This is a genomic window from Winogradskyella pulchriflava, assembly GCF_042434315.1.
Lineage (GTDB): Bacteria > Bacteroidota > Bacteroidia > Flavobacteriales > Flavobacteriaceae > Winogradskyella > Winogradskyella pulchriflava.
Genome location: NZ_JBHLTQ010000001.1, coordinates 69,746 through 91,006 on the forward strand (window position 1 = coordinate 69,746; position 21,261 = coordinate 91,006).

At 34.0% G+C, this 21,261-nt stretch carries 20 protein-coding genes; 6 read left to right on the forward strand and 14 right to left on the reverse strand.

Annotated features, from left to right (window positions below):
• The first annotated feature begins 134 nt into the window (after positions 1–134).
• On the forward strand, positions 135–1,034 hold the full coding sequence (locus ACFFGA_RS00290; RefSeq protein ID WP_386057980.1) for a hypothetical protein: 900 nt from the start codon (positions 135–137) through the stop codon (positions 1,032–1,034).
• 60 nt (positions 1,035–1,094) lie between these two features.
• On the opposite strand, the gene gldC is transcribed toward ACFFGA_RS00290, so the two are convergent.
• A complete protein-coding gene (gene gldC, locus ACFFGA_RS00295; protein ID WP_386057983.1) occupies positions 1,095–1,430 on the reverse strand; it encodes a gliding motility protein GldC in 336 nt (111 codons plus the stop codon).
• Entirely contained in the window at positions 1,430–2,398 is a 969-nt protein-coding gene (gldB, locus tag ACFFGA_RS00300; RefSeq protein ID WP_386057986.1) for a gliding motility lipoprotein GldB, read from the reverse strand. The genes gldC and gldB overlap by 1 nt, the downstream gene beginning before the upstream one ends.
• Before the next feature lie 84 nt (positions 2,399–2,482).
• Between gldB and nadE the strand changes: the two genes are divergently transcribed.
• Both nadE and ACFFGA_RS00310 read left to right on the forward strand, forming a co-directional pair.
• Positions 2,483–3,271, forward strand: coding sequence for an NAD(+) synthase (gene nadE, locus ACFFGA_RS00305; RefSeq protein ID WP_386057989.1), 789 nt, complete (start codon positions 2,483–2,485; stop codon positions 3,269–3,271).
• Between the two features lie 133 nt (positions 3,272–3,404).
• A complete protein-coding gene (locus ACFFGA_RS00310; protein WP_386057991.1) occupies positions 3,405–4,034 on the forward strand; it encodes a response regulator in 630 nt (209 codons plus the stop codon).
• A gap of 3 nt (positions 4,035–4,037) precedes the next feature.
• On the opposite strand, the gene dnaG is transcribed toward ACFFGA_RS00310, so the two are convergent.
• Positions 4,038–6,005 (reverse strand): DNA primase, encoded by a 1,968-nt coding sequence (dnaG, locus tag ACFFGA_RS00315; protein WP_386060589.1) that lies wholly within the window; start codon positions 6,003–6,005, stop codon positions 4,038–4,040.
• A gap of 210 nt (positions 6,006–6,215) precedes the next feature.
• Between dnaG and ACFFGA_RS00320 the strand changes: the two genes are divergently transcribed.
• The gene (locus tag ACFFGA_RS00320) at positions 6,216–6,542 is read left to right on the forward strand and encodes a DMT family transporter (RefSeq protein WP_386057994.1); all 327 of its coding nucleotides are present in this window, start codon (positions 6,216–6,218) and stop codon (positions 6,540–6,542) included.
• Between the two features lie 62 nt (positions 6,543–6,604).
• Here ACFFGA_RS00320 and ACFFGA_RS00325 read toward each other — a convergent pair whose 3' ends face one another.
• The 3 genes from ACFFGA_RS00325 to ACFFGA_RS00335 all read right to left on the reverse strand — a co-directional run bounded on the left by ACFFGA_RS00325 (position 6,605) and on the right by ACFFGA_RS00335 (position 9,153).
• Positions 6,605–7,699 carry a porin family protein gene (locus ACFFGA_RS00325; protein WP_386057996.1) on the reverse strand — a complete coding sequence of 365 codons (1,095 nt, stop codon included), beginning with the start codon at positions 7,697–7,699 and terminating at the stop codon, positions 6,605–6,607.
• Positions 7,700–7,823: 124 nt separating this feature from the next.
• On the reverse strand, positions 7,824–8,603 hold the full coding sequence (locus ACFFGA_RS00330) for a hypothetical protein (protein WP_386057999.1): 780 nt from the start codon (positions 8,601–8,603) through the stop codon (positions 7,824–7,826).
• Entirely contained in the window at positions 8,590–9,153 is a 564-nt protein-coding gene (locus ACFFGA_RS00335; RefSeq protein WP_386058002.1) for an RNA polymerase sigma factor, read from the reverse strand. The genes ACFFGA_RS00330 and ACFFGA_RS00335 overlap by 14 nt, the downstream gene beginning before the upstream one ends.
• A 251-nt stretch (positions 9,154–9,404) precedes the next feature.
• Here ACFFGA_RS00335 and ACFFGA_RS00340 point away from each other — a divergent pair, with 251 nt between their 5' ends.
• Positions 9,405–10,664, forward strand: a complete 1,260-nt coding sequence (locus ACFFGA_RS00340; RefSeq protein ID WP_386058005.1) for an aryl-sulfate sulfotransferase — start codon at positions 9,405–9,407, stop codon at positions 10,662–10,664.
• Between the two features lie 5 nt (positions 10,665–10,669).
• Here the strand turns inward: ACFFGA_RS00340 and ACFFGA_RS00345 are convergent, their stop codons facing one another.
• Positions 10,670–11,647 (reverse strand): polyprenyl synthetase family protein, encoded by a 978-nt coding sequence (locus ACFFGA_RS00345; RefSeq protein ID WP_386058008.1) that lies wholly within the window; start codon positions 11,645–11,647, stop codon positions 10,670–10,672.
• A gap of 134 nt (positions 11,648–11,781) precedes the next feature.
• On the opposite strand from ACFFGA_RS00345, the gene ACFFGA_RS00350 reads away from it, so the two are divergent.
• The gene (locus tag ACFFGA_RS00350; RefSeq protein WP_386058010.1) at positions 11,782–13,410 is read left to right on the forward strand and encodes a T9SS type A sorting domain-containing protein; all 1,629 of its coding nucleotides are present in this window, start codon (positions 11,782–11,784) and stop codon (positions 13,408–13,410) included.
• Positions 13,411–13,469: 59 nt separating this feature from the next.
• On the opposite strand, the gene rlmN is transcribed toward ACFFGA_RS00350, so the two are convergent.
• The 7 genes from rlmN to ACFFGA_RS00385 all read right to left on the reverse strand — a co-directional run bounded on the left by rlmN (position 13,470) and on the right by ACFFGA_RS00385 (position 21,240).
• On the reverse strand, positions 13,470–14,510 hold the full coding sequence (gene rlmN, locus ACFFGA_RS00355) for a dual-specificity RNA methyltransferase RlmN (RefSeq protein WP_386058013.1): 1,041 nt from the start codon (positions 14,508–14,510) through the stop codon (positions 13,470–13,472).
• Between the two features lie 90 nt (positions 14,511–14,600).
• A complete protein-coding gene (queA, locus tag ACFFGA_RS00360; RefSeq protein ID WP_386058016.1) occupies positions 14,601–15,650 on the reverse strand; it encodes a tRNA preQ1(34) S-adenosylmethionine ribosyltransferase-isomerase QueA in 1,050 nt (349 codons plus the stop codon).
• A 71-nt stretch (positions 15,651–15,721) separates the two neighbouring features.
• Positions 15,722–16,948, reverse strand: a complete 1,227-nt coding sequence (locus tag ACFFGA_RS00365) for a 3-phosphoshikimate 1-carboxyvinyltransferase (protein ID WP_386058018.1) — start codon at positions 16,946–16,948, stop codon at positions 15,722–15,724.
• A gap of 34 nt (positions 16,949–16,982) precedes the next feature.
• On the reverse strand, positions 16,983–17,309 hold the full coding sequence (locus ACFFGA_RS00370; protein WP_386058021.1) for a nucleotide pyrophosphohydrolase: 327 nt from the start codon (positions 17,307–17,309) through the stop codon (positions 16,983–16,985).
• 56 nt (positions 17,310–17,365) lie between these two features.
• Complete coding sequence (locus tag ACFFGA_RS00375; RefSeq protein ID WP_386058024.1) at positions 17,366–17,935, reverse strand: thioredoxin family protein; 570 nt, start codon at positions 17,933–17,935, stop codon at positions 17,366–17,368.
• Between the two features lie 82 nt (positions 17,936–18,017).
• Positions 18,018–19,769: a peptide MFS transporter gene (locus ACFFGA_RS00380; RefSeq protein ID WP_386058026.1), complete on the reverse strand. Its 1,752-nt coding sequence runs from the start codon at positions 19,767–19,769 to the stop codon at positions 18,018–18,020.
• Positions 19,770–19,842: 73 nt separating this feature from the next.
• Positions 19,843–21,240 (reverse strand): peptide MFS transporter, encoded by a 1,398-nt coding sequence (locus tag ACFFGA_RS00385; RefSeq protein ID WP_386058029.1) that lies wholly within the window; start codon positions 21,238–21,240, stop codon positions 19,843–19,845.
• Positions 21,241–21,261 lie beyond the last annotated feature (21 nt).

Here is a 21,261-nt window from a genome sequence, read left to right on the forward strand (position 1 = left end):
CTTGAATTTAATGACAACACACCAATATTCAATATTTTAGTGCATTACAATGTTGTTATTCCTCATTTTATGTAACAACATTTAATTAATCCATTTTAATGTTTAAAAACTTTTGCATATTAGTTTTTACACTTTTGTCTATATATACATACGGACAAAAGTCCACTTTATTACAAAACATAAACTTTAGGGCTAAGGAACTAAAGCATAGTTTAAATAAAGATGGTGACAGTTTGCTGCTTGAAAGTGACAGAACGATATATAGCGTAGAAATTTTTAATCAGGATTTTGAAAAAACTGTTGAAGTTGGTGAAAACCAAACTAAAATTCCACTCAACGGAACTCCTCTTGGTAGATTGGTTGTTCAGGCCAAATTAATTGACAAACGCATATTAATGACATTACTGAGACATGAAGATATCGAGGAAAGTTCTGAGGAACTAACCAAACCCATTCCTAGACCCAACACCAAAATTGCTTCTGTAATCAAAGAGCTCACAATAAACAACAGTGAAGTTGAAGTAAATTTCCTATTAGAAGTACCAACCGCTTTTGAAGTTAAATATAAAGCAATACCGCTTAGACAAGAGACTCAACTAGCTTATGAAGACCTCAACGAAGATGTTGTTGAAACTGAAAACACCAGTCCAGATGTCCTTAAAACCACTAATGAGCACACAAAAAGACCTTCAACAAGTTTAACGAACATGTTAAACTGGAAACCAAAAAAGGAGACCTTCAATGAAAGATTTTATTGGATAGCTTTGGAAATTAATAATGGAAATAGCTCTTACAAAACCATGAAACTTGTTAAAGGAGATGTTGCCGATAAATTGATTTCAAAAAACAAACTTGAATCTAAAACAAATAACGGAAAGTATAACAAGTTAACTGCTTGGGAGGTTTATGACACTGCTAAATTTATGGAAGAACAGATTGAAAACCCTGAGTACATCAACTCACCTTCTTCTCACCTTTTTAATGTTGTACCTTATTACACAACGATTCCTACAAAAAGTATTTCCTCACTATAGATTTAACCTTGTTATTACCAATACCCTAAATCATAAAGTTTTGAATAGCGTGAGGCTATATTACTTCTTCAACTCCAATTTCTCCGCAAAATAATCACAGAAGTCCTTCATTGTAGCTGTCATTTTTTCATCTTGTGTAGCACGCAAAAATGTATCGCTCATGGTTACTAAGGTTTGATGAAAAAATAGTTTCATTTCATCTACTGGCATGTCCTTAGTCCATAAATCTATCTTTAAAGTTTCCTGCGCATTACTATCCCAAACCGAAAGCATAATAGCTTTTGCTTCTTCATTGTTAACTCCACCATCTTGTGCAGACCACTTTAATTTTTCTGGCACACGATTTTCATCGAGTTCTACATTCAGTTCTATCTTAGATTTTATGGTTTTAGACATTATTTCTTAGGTTTAAATTTTGCTTTGTTAAAAATTTCTTCTGGTTCTTCTTGGATTATAGTCATTATATCCTCGCCTGTACTATCTGCATAAGCTTTTACAATTTGCCAGCCTATATACTGTCCCAATCTTCCTGGCGATTCATTGTCTAATTCTAAATAAAATTTTGAGAAAGGTGCATCTGCAATAAAACGATTAGGTAATTTACTATCTGTGCTAAATAACAATTCCTTTTCTATAAAATAACTCCATATTGGACTCTCATTAGCTGCAGCCCATTTTAATTCATCTTCTGTATAGCCAATTTTATCAGCATCAGTTTTAAATGGAATGATCTTATCCTTAAAATAGAGCAATTTGCCATAGTATATCATCTCATCCAAAAATGTTTTTCTATTGGATTGGTAAGCATACTTCTTAGCATAGGCTTCCGCTAAATCGACAACTATTTGGTCTTTAGTAAAATTTTTAGCTAAATATTGAGGTATGCCGCCATCTACATAAAACTTATGGTCTTTTCCCAAATAATTATCCAGAGCTACTAAAACAATACTATCCGTTACAATAACTTTATCTCTATACTGAACATTATTTGTCAATGTTACAACTCTAGGCAATGAAAACACTTTATCGTAGTACTTAATATGCTGAAACAATTGTTTTATTTCTCTCTTAGTGTCTTTAAAATTCCCAAACGCTTTATTAACTTCTTGTAAAATTTCATTCTCTAAAGTATCGTTGAGCTTTTTTACCCATATGGAATCTGGGACACGTTGCGGAAACAAAAACGGATAAGCCGATTTCAATTTTGGCAAATCCCTTGGCTCCGCATTTAAAAAAGCCGTATCAAAGCGTTCTACAACAAAATTAGCTTCAATTTTTAAAATCTCATTTTCCAGTTTAGAATCCTCATTACAAGACACTAAAACAAAACCAAATATTAATACAATGTAAATTCTTGTCAACATTTTTCGAAACATTTTTAATCCTAACACGTTTCTGTTATTTTTGTTGTGCAAAGGTACACTTCTTTGATTTAAATTTTAAACATTATGCAAACAGAAAAGGTTGTAAATCACATCGTAGATTGGTTAAAAGATTATGCTACAAAAGCCAGAGTTAATGGTTTTGTTATAGGAATTTCTGGAGGAATAGATTCTGCAGTAACCTCAACACTTTGTGCAAAAACAGGTTTAGACCTTTTATGTATAGAAATGCCGATTCATCAAGCTGCAAGCCATGTTACTAGAGCACAAGAGCACATTGCACAATTAAAAAGGCGTTTTCCCAATGTAAGTGATACACGCGTAGATTTAACTCCAGTTTTTGAAGAATTTAAAACCGAAGTTAGCTTAGACGGAAAACAAGCTACTGTAGATATGGCTTTAGCTAATACAAGAGCACGTTTGCGTATGACCACGCTTTACTACCATGCAGGTTTATTAGGCCTTTTAGTGGCAGGAACCGGAAACAAAGTTGAAGACTTTGGCGTCGGTTTTTATACTAAGTATGGAGATGGTGGTGTAGATTTAAGTCCAATTGCAGATTTACTTAAGTCTGAGGTTTATGAAATTGGCAAGTATTTGGAAGTACCAGAGTCCATAATAAAAGCTGCACCTAGTGATGGTTTATTTGGTGATGCGCGTAGTGATGAAGATCAAATTGGAGCGTCTTACCCTGAACTAGAATGGGCCATGCAGATGAAAGATGAAGGCAAAACCGCTGATGATTTTACAGGTAGAAAACACGAGGTTTTTAAAATTTTTATGGGCTATAACAGTAGAAATCAGCACAAAATGGTTCCAATACCTATTTGCGAAATCCCTAAAATTTTAAGATAAAATTTGCCGTTTATCGAATAAATTGCTGAGTCTGTTTAATTTTTGGTTACTTTTGCAACACAAATCTCCACAGAACTCTTGACTTAGTTTTTGCTATTGTACAAATTAACCCTAACCAAAAAAATCAATTGTCATGATACATATTTTGATTGTTGACAGTCATCCTATTATAAGAACTGGCCTAGAACTTTTCTTAAATAGTAAACCAGATCTTAAAGTTGTTGGAAAATTAAACAGTGGTATTGAAATTTTTGAATTTGTAAGGCGGCATAAAGTCGATGTAATTATATCTGAGGTTGATTTACCAGAGCTTAATGGAATTACAGCTTTAAGAGCTATAAAAAAAGAGAATAAGTCTGTAAATGTTTTGATGTTTAGTCATCAACCAGAGGAAATCTATGCTATAAGCACACTAAAAGCTGGTGCTTCTGGTTACTTAAACAAGTCAGCAAGTGTAGAAGAAATTGAAGCTGCCGTTAGAAAAATAAACAATGGTGAAATTTCACTAAGCGAAAAGATGGATAAGCATCTACGTTATGAAGACACTCGTAAAAGTCGAAGCCGATTGTTTAAAAAATTATCGACAAGAGAGGTTGAAGTTTTAAAGCTACTTTCTATTGGTAGAAAAAATAAGGAAATTGCTGAAGAGCTAGATATTAACGAAAAAACGGTGAGCACCTATAAGGCGAGATTATTCAAGAAATTGAACGTTACTAATATTGTAGATTTAATTCACCAAGCAAAGCATCACAACCTTACTTAGTTGTTAGCCTCCTATGACTTTTCCAAGTTTACGAGACAATAACATTTTAAGACCTACGTAGTCTTTTACATCTTCAATTATAGCCCTAGTATCGGATGATTCTCTTAAGGTTTCATTTTTATATTCGGCTACTTTTTGGTCAATCAAAAAACAACGTAAACTTAAAATTGTTTGACTTACCAATTGCGATACTGAATGTTCCTTTTCTTTAGGGATAATTTGATTACGCTCCCAATCATGAAGATTGTATTTTTCATCCTCCATTAAAATACTGGTAACTGTACTAGCTGCCTCTTGGTCTAGATTATTGATAAAATCTTTTGTTGAAAAATTTTCGTCCTGGTTAAGCCTATCAATTATGGCATAATACAATACTTTAAACTTCTCATTGGTAAACTGCATTTCGTCCTCCTGAAGATCTAAGTATATTTTTTCAAAAACCTTAGCTTCATGCATTGTAGGCTCTAAGACTAAATCTCCTGAAACTTCATCTTCCTTTAAGATTAAGTCTTCAAATTGCTCTGTTCTGTCACCATAAAGCATTAAGATTTCTATAATTTTTCGTTCTAACTCAAACTGAACATCTATTTTTCGCTTTGGTTGCGGCTCATTTCTAACCACATCAAAAGCTTTTTGCTCTTGTTTAAAATTTTTATTCGCTTCCTGAAAATCTTTCTTGCTTATTTGCGCTAGTGTGCTAAACAGCACATTTTCACTTATATCCATAATGCGTGCACATTCTTGGATGTAAACTTCGCGCTTTATAGAATCTGGTATTTTTGCAATACTGTTTACAATTTCCCGTATCGTTTCAGCCTTTTTTATGGGATCGTTATTTGCTTCTTTAACCAAAAGCGATGCCTTAAACTGAATAAAATCTTTAGCGTTTTCCTTTAGATAAGTGTTAAGCTCTTCTAAAGTATTGGATTTAGCAAAACTGTCTGGATCCTCACCATCTGGAAACGTGCAAACCTTAACGTTAACTCCTTGCTCTAATATTAAATCTATACCACGAATGGATGCTCTAATACCTGCAGCATCACCATCAAAAAGTACTGTAATATTATTGGTAAGTCGATTAATTAAACGGATTTGCTCAGCTGATAAAGCTGTACCAGAAGACGATACCACATTTTTAATTCCGGTTTGGTAAAACTGAATAACATCTGTATAACCCTCTACCAAATAGCAATTATCTTCTTTAGCAATACTTTGCTTTGCAAAATACAAACCATAGAGGATTTTACTCTTATGGTAGATTTCACTTTCTGGTGAGTTAAGGTATTTTGCAGCTTTTTTATCGTTGGTTAAAATACGTCCACCAAAGCCAAGAATACGACCGCTCATACTATGAATTGGGAACATGACTCTGCCTTTAAACCTATCGAAACGTTTCTCTTCCTTTACAATGGTAAGTCCCGTAGCTTCAAGAAAATCGATGTTATAACCCTTACCTAGAGCGTCGTCTGTAAAGGCTTGCCATTCATCTAAAGAGTAACCTAATTGAAACCTTTTAATAGTTTCTTCTGTAAAACCACGCTCTTTAAAATAGCTTAGACCAATAGCTTTACCTTGGTCTGTTTTGTGTAATATTTTCTGAAAATACTCATTAGCATATTCACTTACCAAATACAGACTTTCCTTGGCATTTTGCTGTGCCTTTTCTTCGTCTGTACGTTCGGTTTCTTCAATTTCAATGTTGTACTTTTTTGCCAAGTATTTTATGGCTTCGGGATAAGTAAAATGCTCGTGTTCCATTAAAAATGTAACAGCGTTGCCTCCTTTACCACTCGAAAAATCTTTCCAGATTTGCTTAACTGGAGATACCATAAAACTTGGAGAACGCTCATCACTAAAAGGACTTAAGCCTTTAAAGTTACTGCCCGATTTTTTAAGCTGTACAAAATCACCAATAACCTCCTCTACGCGAGCGGTTTCAAATACTTGTGCTATGGTGTTTTGTGAAATCAAATTTTCTGTCATTCCTGCGAAGGCAGGAATCTATTTTATTAACTTTATTAGTTCTTTGTGGATTCCTGCCTACGCAGGAATGACAAGTCTGTAAATTTAAGACAAAGAAATTGTTTTAAAAATTTATAACCATAAGTAATTTGACTTTCTAAAGTTTTTCATCGAACTTCGTTTAACTCTTGATAAAAACAAATAACATCCCTAATTAAAATGAATTGGTTTTTACTAATTATTGCAGGTTTATTTGAAGTTGCTTTTGCGGCTTGTCTTGGCAAAGCCAAAGAATCAACCGGAATTGAAACCACATATTGGTATATTGGGTTTTTAATCTGTTTGGCTATTAGTATGCTTTTGCTTGTAAAAGTAACCAAAGAGCTTCCTATTGGCACTGCTTATGCTGTTTGGACAGGTATTGGAGCAGTAGGAACAGTCCTCATTGGAATTTTATTCTTCAAAGAACCTGCTACTTTTTGGCGTTTATTTTTTATCTCTACTTTAATTATTTCTATTGTTGGACTAAAAGTAGTTTCTAGTTAAAAATCAAAAGCCTCAATCCATTTCTAGATCAAGGCTTTTTTAACACTCAAAAATTGATTGATTTAGTCCATATCAAAACGGACTCCGACTGAAATATTATTTTGGTCAATAACCTGGTCTTTAAACAATGGGTTAAGATCGTACTTTACATAGAGTGCAACTCCACCTAATGCCACGTAGCCACTAACACCATACACAAACTCGCTAACTTCATAACCTCCTCGTTGCTTATCTTTTACGCGTTTATCGTCCTCCTTGTACTTTAGTTTTTGCATGCTGCCAATATTAAGACCTGCATAACCACCTAGCCCTACTTTTAGTTTTTTGTAAGTAGAATATCTAAAATAATTCTCCTTTTCTATTTTTTTAGAAGGTCCAAATTCTAAATGTACAGGAAACACTAAGTTTGTCGTTCTGAATTTTGCTTTTTTCAAATCTAAAGGAAACTCTTCCAAGGTGATATCTCCATCTGTGTTTACCAGATAATTATTGTCTTTTATATCCAGCTTATTCCATTGAAAAGAGAACCCATACTTTAATCTCCAAAAGTTGGTATTATCAAAAATTCTTGTTTTCCAGGCATAACCCAGTTCTACAAAACCAGAGCCTCCTATTTTGTATGGAGAATCGTCAATACTTTCACCTTCTATCAACGCATTGTTAAAACCAAAGGCAAATACAATATCTGTAGTTGTACGTCTGTCGTACTTTTTCGGTTTTCTTTTATTCTTATTGCCGATAAAAATAAATTCGTCGCCATATTCATTATTGCCTCCAATGCTAATTACATAAGAACCATCATTATCGTTATTGCTGTAATCTGTGTTGTTACGCTCTAGTAATGCAATTTTATTATCTATAATTGCAAGTCGGTTTTCTATATTTAATGCTCTTTTTTTAGCTGCTTCTTTCTTTAAGTCTTCAGCTTCGGCTGCTGTAATTTTACCATCATCTAAGCGTTGATTTATCGCTTCGATTTCGGCTTTTAGAAACTCACGCTCTTCAGTTTCAATTTTGCTTTTTAAATTTTTAAGTGTTTCAATTTTTAAGCTATTCGATGCTTTTTGTGTACTATCGACTTTTGTTTCTTGCCCTTGGGTTATAGCAAATGTTAGTAATATGACTAAATGCACTGCTATTCTAGTAATTGTGTTCATAACTGTTCGTTTTTCTTTGTTCACCGTGGCCTTGGCGTAGGTGAATTGATTAATGATTATTGATGTTTATTTGATAAAAATTTTCAGTTCTCTTTTATGAGATCCCTTTTTTTTCAAAGGGATTTTAGTTATTACGTTCTGCAACTGCTGTTTTTACGGTTTCGTAACTATCTTTAAGCGCTTCATAAACCTTGCTTCTAAAGGATTGTCCCATTTCATCTTGCACACTCATGAGCAAGTCGTCTGCATCAACCGTTTTTGATGTCTCTTTCTGTAACTTAGCCTTAAAAAGCTCTTTGCTCGCAAGTTTTAATAAGGAATCTACCTCTCTGTCTGTAACTGTTGTGTTTTCAGCTTTAAAATCCTTAATCGCTTGCACCACAGCATTTTTATTGATTTCCGTTTGGTTAATTAATGCTTGTCGATCTTTATTGACTTCATTTGTTTCCTGAGCATCTTCAGACTTACTATGGTCAACTAATTGTGTTTTAGCTTTTGGCTTTTTATCAATTACGGATTTGTAATCAATAATTTCTGGTTTTTTTACAGTTTCTTCTATGTTTTCTTCAGTTTCAATCTGTTCATCTTCTATTGCTAGTTCAGTAGGATTCGCCTCATTAAGATTAGGTTGTAAATCGTCTATTTTGTGCTCGATTGTTTTCTCTTCTTCTACCAACTTTGGCGTAGTATCCTGAATGCCTTTAGAGCCAGAAGCTTGTACTATGATGGCAAGCATAATAAGCACACCTGCGGCAATACCCACCCACCAAAACCATGGACTTTTGGATTTTTTCTCTTCGGCATCTAATCTATCAGATAGTTTAGCCCAACCATCTGCTGATGGAGATAAGGTTCGCTTTTCGAGCTTATCTTTTAATTGTTCTTCAAATTTAATTGGTGCCATAACTGTTGTTATTTAATTCTTTAATTTTTTTCTGAAGCATTTGTCTTGCTTTAAACAATTGCGACTTAGATGTACCTTCAGTAATATTCAGTAGCTCGGCAATTTCATTGTGTTTATACCCTTCAATGGCATACATTACAAACACCATTCTATACCCTTCTGGCAAGCTATCTATGAGTTGTTGAATCTCTGCGACTTCAATATTGGTTTTGATGTTATTGGAATAGTCATGTTCAATATATTCGTCTTCTGTAGCAAATTCTATTTGCTTTTTTTGTCTTAAATAAGAAATCGACTCTCTTACCATAATTCGTCTTACCCAGCCTTCAAAACTACCTTCATTTTTAAATGATTTTAAATGTTTAAACACTTTAAAAAAACCATTCAACATTACTTCTTCTGCTTGGTGTACGTCTTTTATATAGTATCTACAGACACTTAGCATTTTTGGCGCATGCAACTCGTACAATACATGTTGTGCTTCGCGATTTTGCTTAGCAGCTCTTTGTATGAGTTTAGTTTCGTTTTTATGAAGTTGAATAACTTTCATTTCATTATTTACAATTGCGCTTCTATTTATAAAGACGCAATTTTGTTACCAAGGGTTGTCTGGAAAGTGAAAAATATTTCAATTAAATTATAAATATTTGATTTTTAAATAGTTACAAAAATAATTTTAATCACATTTTATTAAGCAAAATAAGATAAGTTTAGCTTAAACCATTTATCGACAATAAATAAATTATATTTCTTATTGATTGTACTTATCATTATTACTGTTAATTTTACAAGAAAACTGCTATGAAATATGTTTTGGTACTTGTTGCACTTCTATTCATGAGTTGCAATAATAATGATGATCAACAAACTAATCCACCTGTCACTTTATCGGAAAATATTGAAGTTTACAACGCGGATGAGCTTGAAAATGGATATGTTCTGGCAGTAGAAAATGGTGGCACCTCTTCCTATCTATTAAATAAAGAAGGTTTTAAAGTCCACGAATGGACTTTTGAAGATAACTTAGGTAATGATTTAGAAATTTTACCAAACGGTAAATTACTAGGCATGTTTAAAGCAGAAAATCCTAGTTTTTCTTTTGGTGGATATGGAGGTATTATAAAAATTCTTAATTCTGACGGAAGCACAGATTGGGAATATAACTATTCGTCTGAGAATGTAATTGCGCATCACGATGTAGAAATGTTACCAAATGGTAATGTCTTATTTATTGCTTGGGAAAAAATTACAAGCAGTGAAGCAGCACAGGCAGGTGTTGATACTGTTACAACTGATATCTTTCCTGAAGTTTTAGTTGAGGTTAATCCTAATACTAACCAAATAGTTTGGGAGTGGCATAGTTTTGATCATATTATTCAAGACCGCTTTAACACATTACCAAATTATGGAAATGTAAGTGACAATCCTCAGCTAATAGATTCTAATTACAATGTTGTAGAAAGTGGTGACATAATGCACGCTAATGGTATTGACTATGATGAAGAAAAAGATATTATTTATTTAAGCGTCAATTATTATCATGAAGTTTGGGTAATAGATCATAGCACAACAACTGCAGAAGCTACAACCAATTCTGGCGGAAATTATAATAAAGGAGGTAACCTTTTATACAGATTTGGCAATCCAGGAGCCTACCAAAACACTCAAGGAGAACGCCTTTTTTACAATAATCATTTTCCTAACTTACTAGAAGGAAACGAACCTGGTGCAGGAAATCTATTGGTATATGTTAATGGCGTTGACCAATCTACAGTAATGGAGTTAAATATGCCTGAAAACTTTTCATTACTACCAAATACGGACAATGAGCCAAATATAGTATGGAGTTTTACAGATCCAGATTTTTACTTTGGTCGAATCTCTGGAGCCGTACGTTTGCAAAACGGAAATACTCTTATAGCCGAAGGTGACTATGGCTTTTGGGAGGTAACTCCAAACAATGAGGTTGTTTGGAAATATAATGGGCAAGGCGAACTTTTTTGGAGATGCTATGGTTACTTACCGGACGATGACAATATCACAAACTTAAACTTATTCTAAAAGGGCTATTTTTTTCTATCAATAACATAATCCACCATAAGATTTAAGGCCGATTTGTATTCTGATTCTGGGTAAGAATTTAATATATCTAGTGCTTCTTTTTGAAATGCTTTCATTTTGGTTATAGCATATTCCAATCCACCATTTGCTTTAACAAAATTGATAACTTCCTTTACACGTTGTTTATCTTTATTATGATTTTTTATCGAATTGATCAACCAAGATTTCTCTTTTTTAGAACAGTTGTTTAAAACATGAATTAATGGCAAGGTCATTTTTTGTTCTTTAATGTCTATACCTGTTGGCTTTCCTATTTTTTCCTCACCATAATCAAATAAATCATCTTTAATCTGAAATGCCATACCTATTAATTCCCCAAACTTACGCATAGTCTCTACCTCTGGTGTATTTGGTTTTACAGAAGCTGCTCCAAGGCTACAGCATGCTGCGATTAATGTAGCTGTTTTTTGACGAATAATATCGTAATAGACATCTTCTGTAATGTCGAGTTGTCTGGCTTTTTCTATTTGAAGTAATTCACCTTCGCTCATTTCGCGGACGGCAACTGAAATGATTTTAAGCAAATCGAAATCATTATTATCTATAGACAACAACAAACCTTTAGACAATAAGTAATCACCAATAAGTACAGCAATTTTATTTTTCCAAAGTGCATTAATTGAAAAGAAACCACGCCGTCTATTACTGTCATCCACCACATCATCATGAACCAAAGTCGCTGTATGTATCAATTCTATAACCGAAGCTCCTCTGTAAGTACGTTCACTTACCTCACCGTTATTCATCATTTTAGCCACCAAAAACACAAACATTGGTCGCATTTGTTTACCCTTTCTATTAACAATATAATGGGTAATTCTATTAAGCAACGCTACTTTACTAGCCATAGAGAGTTGAAACTTTTGTTCGAAAAGTTCCATCTCATAAGCTATAGGTTGTTTTATTTGTTCAGTGATTTTCATTTAAAGCTTTAAACTTTGGTAAAATTACAAATTCTCAACAGCTTTTATTATTAAAATATGAATTATAGATTTTTAACATCTCATAAAAACAATTATTTGTAACTTTATCGCTATTAATCTAAAAAACAAACTTTATGAAAAAAATTACTTTATTAATTTTAACGCTCAGTCTTGGTTATTTCACTCAGGCTCAATACCTAACTGAAGGGTTCGAAAGCGGAACTATACCTCCTGCTGGATGGACACATAATCAAACAAATGCAAACGAGACATGGACTATTAGTACAACCAACCCTAATACTGGCACTAATTCTGCACAAGTTGCATACGATGCCGCACTTGGTTTACAAGATGAAACATTAACCTCTCCCGTTATCGATTTGTCTAGTGCCACTAACCCACAGTTAGTTTTTTATGTAAACATGAGCTACTATTGGGGAGTTACGCCATTTGATAATTACGATGCTATTGTTAGTGTTTTCGATGGAACTACTACAACTCAAATATGGACTGAAGCTGATTTAGGAACCTTTACTAGTTATGAATGGTACGAAATAACATTGGACCTTTCTGCATATGCAGGGAATAGTAATGTTCAATTATTATTTAATTATTATGGCTCAGATGGCGCTTCTCTAGACATTGATGACATACTAGTTGAAGAAGCACCAACTTGCAACGTACCTGAAGGCTTTACTGCTGGATCAGTTACAACTACCTCATTTGAATTGAATTGGACAGATATTAATCCTGGAACACCAACTTGGGAGATTGAATGGGGTGCAAATGGTTTTACACAAGGTGGCGGAACAACAGTATCAGGATTAACTTCTCCAACTTATACATTTTCTCCGTTAACAGCTAATACGACATATGACTTTTATATAAGAACAAATTGCGGTGGATCTGAAGGTGATAGTCAGTGGGTTGGACCTATTTCATTTACATCTGCTTATGATTGTTCTACTTACGGATTACCTTACTCAGAAGATTGGGCTAGTAGTAATGCATACTTTTCTTGTTATACAACTGAAGACAGTAATGTAGATGATGAAAGTTGGTCTTTTAACACTGGAATAAATGATTTAGATGGCGATGGTACGTTCGATAATTTTGCTAATGTATTTCCTAGTGGAGCAGGTATAGCGAAAGACGACTGGTTATTTACTCCAGCTATTAGTGGAACAATGGGCGCAGAATATTCTGTAACCGTTATTTATAATAGTGTTGATGTTCATGGTACCGCAAATGAATCTTTTAATTTAGTAATTGCAGACACACCTTCGTCAACAGCTGTAACTCAATCTACTATTGGCACATATACAGGTATTACTCAATCTGGTGCGTATGGTGACACTGGAGGTAATGACTTAATTACTCAAGCATATTCTAGTACAGCTACATATACTGCACCTGCTGATGGTGATTTCTATGTTGGTATACATGCGAATACAAGTGCTGCAAATAGTGACGTGTTTTTTGTATTAGGTATACAAATAACAGAGACACTAAGTGTAAACGATTTTGATAGAAATAACTTTACTTACAATTATAACAAAGATTTAGAAGTACTAAACATTGAGTCGTCTAATAGTCCTTTTGACGGGATTGAAATTTACTCTTTGTTAGGTCAACAAGTAATTTCTAAGTCATTATCGACTTCTTCAGAGTCTATAAATGTTTCTTCATTAAACGATGGAGTGTATTTAGCTAAAGTAAATATTGGTGGAAATTCTAAGACAATTAAGTTTGTAAAGAATTAAACCATTATCATATACAAAAATAAAAAGCGGCAATTAATAAATTGCCGCTTTTTTTATTCTTATCCTTTATTTGCCAATTGTCCACAGGCTGCATCAATATCCTTTCCTCTACTGCGTCTAACGGTTACGGTAATATTGTTCGCTTCTAAAACATCAACATACATATCTAAAGCCCTTGAATTGGCTTGTTGAAACTCACCATCATCAATAGGATTGTATTCAATTAGATTGACCTTGCTTGGTGCAAATTTGCAAAATTCTACCAAAGCATCTACATCTTTTCGTTTGTCATTAATACCATCCCAAACGACATACTCATAAGTAATTCTATTTTTGGTTTTTGCATACCAATATTGTAAAGCTTCTCTTAAATCACTTAGCGGAAACGTTGCATTAAAAGGCATTATAGATGTTCTTACCTCATCAATTGCTGAGTGTAAGGATACAGCCAACTTAAACTTCACCTCATCATCAGCCATCTTCTTTATCATCTTTGGCACACCAGAAGTAGAGACTACTATGCGCTTTGGAGACATTCCTAAGCCTTCAGGAGATGTAATTTTATCAATGGCTTTAAGCACGTTATTATAATTCATGAGCGGCTCTCCCATTCCCATAAAAACGATATTACTTAAAGGTCTGTTATGATACAATCTACTTTCATTATCTATCGCTACTACTTGATCATAAATTTCATCTGGATTAAGGTTTCGCATTCGTTTTAATCGCGCAGTGGCACAAAATTTACAATCCAAACTACATCCGACCTGTGATGACACACATGCCGTTGTACGTGTTGCAGTAGGAATCAATACAGACTCTACAATTAAGTCGTCATGTAAGCGCACAGCATTTTTTATAGTACCATCAGAACTGCGTTGCATCTGGTCTACCTTAATGTGGTTAATAACAAAATTGTCTTGCAACATCTGCCTTGTGTCTAATGATATATTTGTCATATCCTCAAAACTATGTGCTGATTTTTGCCATAACCATTCGTAAACCTGATTACCTCTAAACGCCTTATCTCCTTGTTTTACAAAGAACTCTCTAAGTTGCTCTTTGGTAAGTGCTCGTATGTCTTTCTTCTTTATTTCCATTTAATGCAAAAGTACTTAATTGAAATGGTATTAACTACCCATAAAAAAAGCCTCAATTAAGAGGCTTCCTATTTTGTTTATAATTATATACTAAATGATTAACATAGCATCACCATAAGAATAGAATTTATACTTTTCTTTTACTGCTTCTTCGTAAGCTTTCTTCATAAAATCATGACCAGCAAATGCTGATACCATCATTAATAAAGTTGATTTTGGTGTATGGAAATTTGTAATCATACAATTAGCTATACTAAAATCGTAAGGAGGAAAAATAAACTTGTTAGTCCAACCATCAAAATCATTTAATCTACCGTTAGATGACACTGAACTTTCAATAGTACGCATAGATGTTGTCCCTACTGCGCAAACACGTTTTTTGTTTTCAATACCCTTATTTACAATAGCTGCAGCTCTAGGAGTTATTACAATCTCCTCGCTATCCATTTTGTGTTTAGATAAATCTTCTACTTCTACTGGATTAAATGTTCCTAAACCAACGTGCAAAGTTACTTCAGCCATTTCAACACCTTTAATCTCTAGACGTTTTAATAGGTGTTTAGAGAAATGTAATCCTGCTGTTGGTGCTGCTACTGCTCCTTCATTTTTAGCAAATATGGTTTGGTAACGCTCTTCATCTTCTGGTTCTACATCTCTTTTAATATACTTTGGAAGAGGGGTTTCACCTAATTCTGTTAGTTTTCTTCTAAAATCTGTGTAAGATCCGTCATATAAAAAACGTAAGGTACGACCTCTAGAAGTGGTGTTATCTATTACCTCTGCAACTAAAGTTTCGTCATCGCCAAAATAAAGTTTATTACCGATTCTTATTTTACGTGCAGGATCTACCAATACATCCCAAAGACGCTGTTCTTGGTTTAACTCTCGTAATAAAAACACTTCAATACGAGCGCCTGTTTTTTCTTTATTACCAAATAATCTCGCTGGAAAAACCTTGGTGTTATTTAAAATCATCACGTCACCTTCATCAAAGTAATCAATAACATCCTTGAAAAGTTTGTGCTCTATAGTTTGTTTCTCTCTATTGAGAACCATCAATCTTGCTTCATCCCTATGTTCTGCAGGATGTTCAGCTAATAATTCATCTGGAAGGTCAAAACTAAAGTGTGATAATTTCATATAATTTTATTTATTTTTTGAGTTTGCAAATATACAATCTCAACATAGGCCTTGTCAAGTAAATGAAGGTTTTATTTCAAATTGAATCCTATAGCCTTAAAGTCTTCCCAAAACTGTGGGTAGGATTTACTTACAACATCTGCGTTTTGAATATGTATTGCTGTTTTTAAACCCAAAGGCGCAAATGCCATTGCCATTCTGTGATCATTATAGGTAGCAATGGATGCATTGCTTATAATAGTTTTAGATGGCTTTAAATGCAATGATGCATCTGTTATGGAAATTTCCGCACCTAATTTTTCGAGTTCTGCTTTTAAGGCTACTAATCGGTCAGTCTCTTTAATTTTGAGTGTATGCAGCCCAACTAAATTAGACTCTATACCCAAACCAAAGGCAGTTACTGATATGGTTTGTGCAATGTCTGGTGCATTACTCAAGTCTAAATCAATGGATGTTTGCTCTTTAACGTCGGATGATTTTGTAAGTGTTACTGAATTTCCTTTAAAATGCGTTTCAACACCAAAATCTTTATAAACTTCAGCCAGTACCGAATCCCCTTGTAATGAGTTTTCTTTATAAGATGCCAATTCAAGTTTGGATCCTACTTCACTAAGCGCAACCACACTATAAAAGTAAGATGCTGATGACCAATCGGATTCTACCACAAGTGTTTTAGGCTTTAGTTCTGAGGTTTTAGGTTTTACCTTAATAACATTATCGTTAAACTCGGTTTTAATTTCAAGTTCATCCAATAAACTCAGCGTCATGTTTATGTAAGGTACAGATGTGATTTTACCCTTTAAGCTTAATTCCAAACCATTTTCTAAACTTGATGCTATTAAGAGTAATGCCGAAATGTATTGACTACTTACATTGGCTTCAAGGAAAGTTTTATGTTCTGTTAGCTTTTTCCCACAGATTCTCAAAGGTGGAAATCCTTCATTTTCCACATAACTGATGTCTGCTCCTAAACTTTTTAAGGCGTCCACCAGAATTCTTATTGGTCGCTCTTTCATCCTTGAAGAACCTGTTAAAATAACCTCGCGTCCTTCTTGTATTGAAAAATATGCTGTTAAAAAACGCATTGCTGTACCAGCATGATGAATATCAACCACCTTATCATCTGATTGCAATGCTTTTTGCATTAAAACAGAATCATCAGAGTTTGAAAGGTTTTCTATATTAATTTGAGGATATAGCGCTTTGAGTAAAAGCAAACGGTTAGACTCACTTTTTGACCCAGTTATTTGAATGCTTTGATGATTAAGAAGTTTTGATTTTTGGATACTAATGTCCATAAGAGAGAATCGATAATAAAATGAAGCTACAAAACTACTTTAATTTCTCGTTATTATGATGCCTATCGTGATCACGTTTTGCTTTTTTTTCCATTTTTTTATCAAACGCTTGCTGTAAGTCTATTCCTGTTTGATTAGCCAAGCAAAGCACAACAAACATTACATCTGCTAGCTCTTCTCCTAAATCTTTATCTTTATCACTTTCCTTTTCACTTTGCTCGCCATAACGCCTTGCAATAATACGAGCCACTTCACCTACCTCTTCGGTAAGTTGTGCCATATTGGTAAGCTCATTAAAATATCTTACTCCATGAGCATTAATCCACTCATCAACTTCTTTTTGTGCGTTTTTTATGTTCATTATAGCTTTTTGGTTTGTGTAGAAAGTGAGCTAAATATAGCATACAAATACTTTAGTTACTCTTTGAATGTAGGTTTAAACGATTTGTAGTATTCATTAAACTGCTCTTGAGTCGTCATTTCTTTGTATTTATCACTTTGAAATAACTTGAGGTACAATTCTAATTGCTGCGGTTTTAAATAACCTGTTACTGGTGTTATATAATTAGCTTCTTCATCAAAAAACACCATAGTTGGGTATGCTCTAACTTTTAGATATGATGCAAACTCATGCGCGCTATTACGTCTATTTGCTTTAGCAGGATCATAATTGGGGTTACCAAATGTTTTATCCTTATAAGTTACAGATGCATTGCCTTCACCATTAAACTTAACTGCGTAAAAATGTTCATTTATATAGTTAACAACATCTTCATTATGAAATGTATTTTTGTCTAGCATTTTACATGGACCACACCAATTGGTATAAACATCCATAAATATTTTTCTAGGCTCTTTTTCTTGAAGTGCAATCGCCTCTTCCATAGTAACCCAGTTGATTTCGTTTTCAGTAGTTTTGGTAGCTTCTTGAAAAGATAATAGAGTTCCAAAAGCTATAAACGTTATTAATATTTGTAATTTTTTCATACCTGATTTGTTGCAATTCTTATACCGAACTTACAAAAAATGCTCCTTATGAGGAGCATTTTAAGTTATTTTAACGGTTTTACTAGCGTACTCCGTGCATTAGTTTTTTAATTACTGGATATAATAAAGCTGACAATAGACCTAAACCAACAGCAATACCTGTTAACAACCAAAAGAAATAACTCAAACCTTCTGATTGAGCAATCGCCTCTGAAGACTCACCAAAAACACCGGCTAGTTTCATACCTATGGCAACTGCTAGATACCAAATTCCAAACATCATAGCAATCATTCTACCAGGTACTAACTTGCTTACATAAGACAAGGCAACTGGTGACACGCACAATTCTCCCATAGTATGAAAGAAATACACCAATATAAGCCAAATCATGCTCACTGACGCAGTTTTAGCACCTACCGGAATATCTGAAGCTCCAATTGCCACACATGCCATTCCAATACCTAAAAGTATCATTCCAATAGCATATTTCATATTAGCGTTAGGATTGTATTTACTTTCCCACCATTTAGAAAATAACGGCGCAAATGTGATGATAAACAAAGAGTTTAGAACACCAAACCAAGACGCTGGTACTTCTGCAATGTCCTTTACAAATTCAGAATACAACATCCAAATAGCAATGGCCCATATAATCACAAAACTTAAGCTAAGGATAATGTTTGATAAAGCAAATCTAGAAAATGTCTTTTTGAACAGCAACCACAAAACCCATGTAATAATCCCAAGAGGGATAATAGTCATTAAAGAATTAACTATTTTAAAAGTTAAAGCTGTATCACCAGTTAGTACCCTTTGTGTATAATCTCTAGCAAAAATAGTTAAAGAGCCAGGAGCTTGCTCAAAAATAGCCCAAAAGAAAATGGTTATAAACGCAAAAAATACAACGGCCAACATCCTATCTCGAGTAATCTTAGAGTACTTTGGAATTCTAATCACCAACAGAACTATAAATAGAATTAATGCAGTAAGGATTACAATATTTGTTCCTGCAATACCAAATAGGTTGAAATCAAATAAATTGTACTCACCTTCTGATATTTTGGAAACAGGGTCATTTAAAATCCAGCTTAAGCCTAAAATTGCCGCAATTAGGATAATTGCTAATTGTGTTCTTGTGAATGGATTTAACTTATCTGAAGTATTTTCAGCCACTTCTTCCAATTCTTCAATTTGGTTTTCAGGCTTTAAACCAATTTTACCAAAAATACCTTGTGCAAACCAAAACTGTAATAAACCAAAAAACATAAATATACCAGCCACACCAAATCCCCATGACCATCCTACTTTTTCTCCCAAGTAGCCGCAAAGCAAAATACCTAAAAATGCACCTGCATTGACACCCATGTAAAATATTGTGTACGCACCATCCTTTTTCTCTTCTTTACCCTCATACATTTCTGAAATGATAGATGTCATATTGGGTTTAAAGAATCCACTACCAAATACTAATAATGCGAGTCCTAAATAGATGAAAAATGAGGTTTCTAATGCCATACAAGCATGTCCTAATGTCATAAGCAAAGCTCCTATTACAACTGCCCATCTATATCCTATTTTTTTATCTGCCATATAACCACCTAGCAAAGTAGAAAGATATACCAATGAGGTATAGGTACCAAAAATTGCAAACGCATGTTCACGTGGCCAGCCCCAACCACCATCTAGTAGAGATGCTGTAAAAAACATTACTAATAGCGCTCGCATACCATAATAAGAAAAACGCTCCCACATTTCTGTAAAGAACAGCACAAATAGTCCAGCTGGATGCCCTATGACCTTGTCTTTAAATAGATTTTCGATATCTGTATTCATATATTGATTATTTAGTTAGTCAAAGAAAAACCCTTCCATAAAATTATCTTATGAAAGGGTAAAGAAGTTTATTTTAGTTATTAATGTCTGGATCTGCCAATTCGTACTTTTCTGTCTCAAGAACTTCTCTTTCATTATCCTCTGCTCCATGAGTAAGTGTTTCTAGCTTTTTTCTAAAAACCATAACCAATAAACCAAATACTACACAAAAACCTGCAATACCAGTAAATATCGTAAACTCGCCCAAGCTTTCTGAAGCTTCACCTAGCAAACCTGCAAGTTTGTTACCAAAACCTGTCATTGCAAAATAAACACCCATCATTAGCGAAGCGTACTTCAAAGGAGCTAATTTAGTTATATAAGATAACGCAACTGGTGAAATGCATAACTCACCTATAGTATGGAATAAATAAGCCAATACTAACCAATACATTGCTGATGACCCAGAACTTTCAAACTGAGATGATGCAGCAGACATAAAAAAGAAACCAGTTCCCATAATTATTAATCCAACAATCATCTTAAAAAGTGATGTTGCTACTTTACCCTTTAGTTTTCTCTTAGCCCAGTAAGCTGCTACTGTGGTTCCTAAGAAAATAATGAACATAGCATTTAGAGATTGAAACCATGATGCTGGAACTTCCCATCCCATTAACATTCTATTGGTATTATCCATTGCATAAATATTCATCAATCCACCAGCTTGTTCAAAAGCTCCCCAAAAAACAATAACCAATAAAAAGGAAATAAATAGAACTACTACACGATCCTTTTCTACTTTGGTCAAAGGACGTTTCATGGCCGCTTTTTCTTCTTCATTTTCTGAATCGCCTGTAAAATTACCAACTGTTTTTAAATATTTTTGACCTACCAAATATTGGATTAATCCTAAAGCCATTCCTATTCCTGCAAGTCCGAAACCATAATGCCAACCATGTACTTCACCAACATAGCCAACGATTAAACTCGACAAAAAGGCACCAATATTAATACCTATATAAAAGATAGTAAATCCTTTATCTCTTCGAATATCACCTTGCTTATATAAACCTCCAACCATTGTTGAAATATTAGGTTTTAGCATTCCTACACCTGCTATTATAAGCCCTAAACCAGAGTAAAATGCCCACATCTCTTCAATTGCCAAAATACTATGACCAGCTACTAAGAGAATACCTCCATATAAAACCGATTTTTTTTGTCCTAAAAATTTATCTGCTATCCATCCACCAGGAATTGAGGCCACATATACCAGCATTGTGTACCATCCATAAAGCGCAAGTGCCTCACCGTTAGACCAACCAAGACCTGCATTGTCTCCACTTGACTGTGCCACAAGGTATAGTACCAAAATTGCACGCATTCCATAGTAAGAAAAGCGTTCCCACATTTCGGTAAAAAATAATATGAATAGACCTACTGGGTGTCCAAATAGTTCTTTTTGATGCGGTTGTTTAATTGCTGTTGACATAAAATTTATATTAATTAGTAT